This is a genomic window from Planctomycetia bacterium (assembly GCA_034440135.1).
In the GTDB taxonomy this organism is placed as follows: domain Bacteria; phylum Planctomycetota; class Planctomycetia; order Pirellulales; family JALHLM01; genus JALHLM01.
The window spans coordinates 1-4,462 of the sequence record JAWXBP010000296.1 but is presented as its reverse complement, the minus strand read 5'-3'; the positions used below and the strand labels follow the sequence as shown (position 1 = coordinate 4,462).

Here is a 4,462-nt window from a genome sequence, read left to right as displayed (position 1 = left end):
TAGAGGAACAGCAGCTTCTGGAAATCCAAGCCGCCTATGTCCCCGCCGAATGAGTCCAGCAGGGCGAGCAGGCGTTTTTGGCGGTCGAAGATCATGGGGGGATTATGGCTTAGATCCTCAGACAACGATCTGCCCGGTCATCAGACGCGGCAGCAGTAGGTCGCGGGCGGTACGCAGCTTGTCGTTTTGCTGCTGCAGCGTCCTCCTCTGCTCAAAAATAGGGGAAAGCGATTCAACGAAGGCCGACATGAGGGTTGGGGTGGCCATCAGCATTGGGAGCGCTCGAACGACCTGCTGGCTAACGTTTGTCTGCGCTGCACCTTGAGCCAAACCGATCAGGCGTTCGCGCTGTTCACGAAAATACAGCGCGCCATATATATAGTGAGCTCGCGGATCCTTTGGAAATAGAGCACAGCACGCCTGGTTCGTTGCTGCTCGTTCAGCAAGTATCCCGGTTCTTCCAATGTTCGTGCCTCCGTAGATAGACACCAGCAGCGTATTGATTGGGAAAAGCTTTGCCGAGGACCTAGCCAAGGCGTCCTCTGTAATTCGTTCCTCTGTCCCGAAAATGAAGTTGTCGTTGAGCTCCTGAGTCTTAACCCAGTTGATGTCGCCAATATAAAAATCAGGATTCGCCCGACTTGGGGTGCCACCTGAAGTCGTATCAAAGAAATCTGCGATGGTTCCTAAGTCCCACCCCTCTGGCACGTCATTTGTGATGCGGGTGTGCTCATGGCCGGGAAATCGGAGGCGAACGAACCACTCTCGGTATAGCTGCCGCGCCGCCTCTTCCAAGAGCGCCATCCGCCTTCGGTTGTTCTCAATTAAGTCGTCGTAGGCGGAGAGGATATCGACGGTCATCTCCTGCACTGCGGGCAAAGGCAAGCGTAGAGCGATTCTTTCGATGATGTCGTGATTCAGCGAGGCCATCGTGGCTTTGTTGCCCGCCTGGGTTAGCATCCATTTCTGATGGGCCTCACTGAGGAAAGCGTAACTAACGAAGCGCGGAACAATTTCCTCTGTCGAGAGCCTGAGGCGAATGCAGTCGGATCCTTGGAGCCAATGCGCCTGCTCGTCGCTAACATATAAATGCCGGTCTACGGCACCCTTGCGACCGAATACGATGTCGCGTGGTTCAAGGAGATGCGAAGCCAATCGCTCGGACGTTTCCTCGGTAACGAACTCGAGTTTCGCCGGCTTCAGTCCGCCAAAGCCGATGTTGCGAACATTGATGACGGGTATCCCATCGTCGACATAGTCACTCGCCTTCAACTGTGTACCGAAAGGTCCCGTCTGGATATCTGCGGCGCCAGTAGCGACGAGATCGCCAATGGTGAGCATCTTCCAGCTCATGCTCCCAATTCCTCGAAGTTCCCCTGAATCTTCGCCGCCAACTCCGCCGCCTCCTTGTTAAGGTCGGCGAGCTCAATATGAATGTCCTGGAGCGTCTGCTCGAAGTCGAACTCCTCGTCCTCCTCCTGCGGAGAAACTCCTACGTACCGTCCGGGCGTAAGACTCCAGTCGGCGGCCTCAATCTCCTTGCTGTCCACAACCTTGACCAGCCCCGGCACCGACTGCAGCTCGGCGTTCGGAAAGCGGTCCTGCAGCCAGACGATCTGGCGGTACACGTAGGCGGCGGCCTTGAGCTGTTCGGTGAGCGCCTTGCGTGCTTCCTCAAATGCCTTGAGTGTGCGCGTGAGCGCGCGGCGATCGAATGGCACGGCGCCGGCTTCCTCCTTGGCAGCAATGTCGGTAGCGGCCTCCGCTTCACGTACGATCAGTTTCCACAGCAGGTCTGCTTGCTTGATAAGCCCCCGCATGCGCTCAGCGTCGGGCTCGAAGGCTTTGCGCGCGGTTTGCAAGCCTTTGTTGTCCTTCGGCAGCGGACTGGCGTGGGTCTTGCTGTATTTCGCCAGGCCTTGCATCAAGGCATCGCTGTCGGCTATCGAACCCTTTGCCGCTTCGTTGGCCTCAGTAATGGCTTCGACCAGCGCAACGTCGAATGCATCCGGCAGGCCGAGTTCGCGGACCTTTTCGGCAAACTCGACGAGCGGTTCTCCGCAGGCTGCGTAGGCTTCGTCATAAGCGTCCATCGCCGGCCGAAGGGCAACCGCCTCCTTGCCAAGGCGCACGAAGTAATCCCAGATCAGTTTGAGATAGCGATCCTTCTGACCGCGATACAACCACACAATGGCCGCGAGGTTCTGCATCTGCTCCGGGGAAAAGTCGTAGATCTTGCGTGTGACCTTTCGGTAGATGTTGCGCGCGTCGAGCATCAGCACCTTGTCGCGGCGGGACGCGGGCTTATTCCGGTCGAAGTGCCACAGCTCGCAGGGGACGGTGCGGGTGTAGAAGAAGTTCGAGCGGATGGAGATCATCACGTCCACGTCGCCCGTCTCGATGATCTTCTTGCGCACCTCCTTCTCGCCGTGCCCGGCGCTCGAAGCTTGCGATGACATGACGAAGCCGGCGCGCCCCTTATCGTTCAGGTAACTCCAGAAGTAGGAGATCCATAGATAGTTACCGTTGCCGACCTTCTTGGCCTTATTTACGCCCGGCAGGCCGAACGGCAGGCGCAGATCGCCCTTGATGCGTTCGGCGTCCACAAGGTCCACGTTGAACGGTGGGTTCGCCATCACGAAGTCACACTTCCCGGCGAGGTTGTGCTCGTCCTGATAGTAGGTAATGGCCTCGGCAATCTTTCCCTCCAGCCCGTGCACCGCGAGGTTCATCTTGGCGATGCGGATGGTGTCGCGGTTTTTCTCCTGGCCGTAGAAAACAACCTTCTTTGCAGTGTCACCGCCCTCGTGCTCGATGAAGTGGCTCGACTGCACGAACATGCCGCCCGAGCCGCACGCCGGGTCGAACACCGTTCCGTGATCCGGCTCAATGACGTTGACGATGGTCTGGACGATCGCGGAGGGCGTGAAGAACTCACCGTTGTCGTGGGCCTTCTGAATCGAGAACTTGGCGAGAAAGTACTCGTAGATGCGGCCGAACACGTCGCCGGTGGCCTGCTTGATTTGCTCGCTGTTGAAGAGGCGCATCAGGTCTTCGAGCACCTTGGTCTCGAAGATGCCGTAGTCCTTAGGCAGCACCCCGATCAGCGGCTCGAACGCGGCTTCGATGTCGGTCATGGCCTCGGTCACGAGCTTGGGCAGATCGGCACCGCTGACGGCGGCCTGCTGCATGATCGAGTCGTAGCGGGCTTTCTCGGGGAGGTAGAGCGAGCGCCGCGCGATGTAGTCCGCAGGCAGGACTTTGCGCTTGGGCATCTTACCGCTGGCCTGATCCGCTTCGATCTGGCGGTGTGCCGCGTCGAACCGATTGGCTGCATGGCGCAGGAAGATGACTCCCAGCACCGGCATGAAGTAGTCGCTCGATGTGAGCTTGGAGTTGGCGCGGAGATTGTCCGCAGCTTCCCATAGGTCTGTTTCGAGCTTCTCGATATCCTTGAAGGCGTCGTTACTCATCCTGAGCCGGGATTCCCGTTGTTGTCTGGAGCGTATCGAAGGATTCGCACCAGCCAACTATATCAGCGGCTAGGAGCCTGCCGGCAACAGACGCATTGAAAAACAAGACTTTTGAAAGAGATAGACTATCCTAAATAGGCAACAAAACTACCCGAACAGCCTTGTCAGGAGCCGACTTCCAGATAAAATCTTCAACTTTCTCCTCCGCCACGCTCTCAAACCACCACACCCTCATCCGCCCGCACACACCTCACGATCCTCCCCCGGCCAATTCCCGCCCGAACGGCACCTCGGCCCGGCCCTCGTCCTTGGCGAACTTGCACCGCGGCGCGAAGCTGCACCCGGGAGGAGGGTTGGCGAGGTCCGGCGGTGAGCCGGGGATGGCCTCAATACGCGTCCCCTTCAACTCACCGCGCACGATCGACGAGGGCAGCCCCGACGTATACGGATGCTGCGGATGCTGCATGACTTCGCTCACCGAACCACTCTCGACCATGCGCCAGGCATACATGACCGCCACCCGATCGGCGACCCCGCACGCGACGCCCACATCGTGGGTTACGAAGATGACGGACATGCCGAGCTCGCGCTGAAGTTCGCGCAGCAAAAGCAATATCCGGATCTGCACGGTCGCATCGAGCGCTGTGGTGGGCTCGTCGGCCAGCAGCAGCTTGGGCGAGCACCAGCCCGACGAACAGAATGTCCGGTGAATGGTCGCGGTAGGAACAGGGGTTACCCCCTGCCCCCGCACAGATCCCAGCGAGCGGAATTACCGCACAAGGCTCCTGCCGCAGGTGAGTGACGCGAAGTCGGTGTTCCGCATCGCGTATGCCAGCGAGTCCCGAGGATGCAGTGACCCGGCGCTGTGTCCGGCCTGCACGAGTCTCTCCAGCAGTCCCCTTGGCTACACCCCTTCCCTCCACCGCCTCCGCAGGTGGCCCGTTGTTCGGCGGCTTCTTCGGTACTATGGGCGTATCCGACTTCTCGAC

Annotated in this window: 2 protein-coding genes and 1 pseudogene; all 3 read right to left on the bottom strand. The window is 59.1% G+C overall.

Annotated elements, in window-relative coordinates; genetic code table 11:
• Window positions 1–117 precede the first annotated feature (117 nt).
• Entirely contained in the window at window positions 118–1,353 is a 1,236-nt protein-coding gene (locus SGJ19_17950) for a restriction endonuclease subunit S (protein MDZ4782133.1), read from the bottom strand.
• Entirely contained in the window at window positions 1,350–3,473 is a 2,124-nt protein-coding gene (locus SGJ19_17945; GenBank protein ID MDZ4782132.1) for an N-6 DNA methylase, read from the bottom strand. Before SGJ19_17945 ends, SGJ19_17950 begins: the two co-directional genes overlap by 4 nt.
• A 250-nt stretch (window positions 3,474–3,723) precedes the next feature.
• A pseudogene (locus SGJ19_17940) lies at window positions 3,724–4,149 on the bottom strand (oligopeptide/dipeptide ABC transporter ATP-binding protein).
• Window positions 4,150–4,462: the final 313 nt, after the last annotated feature.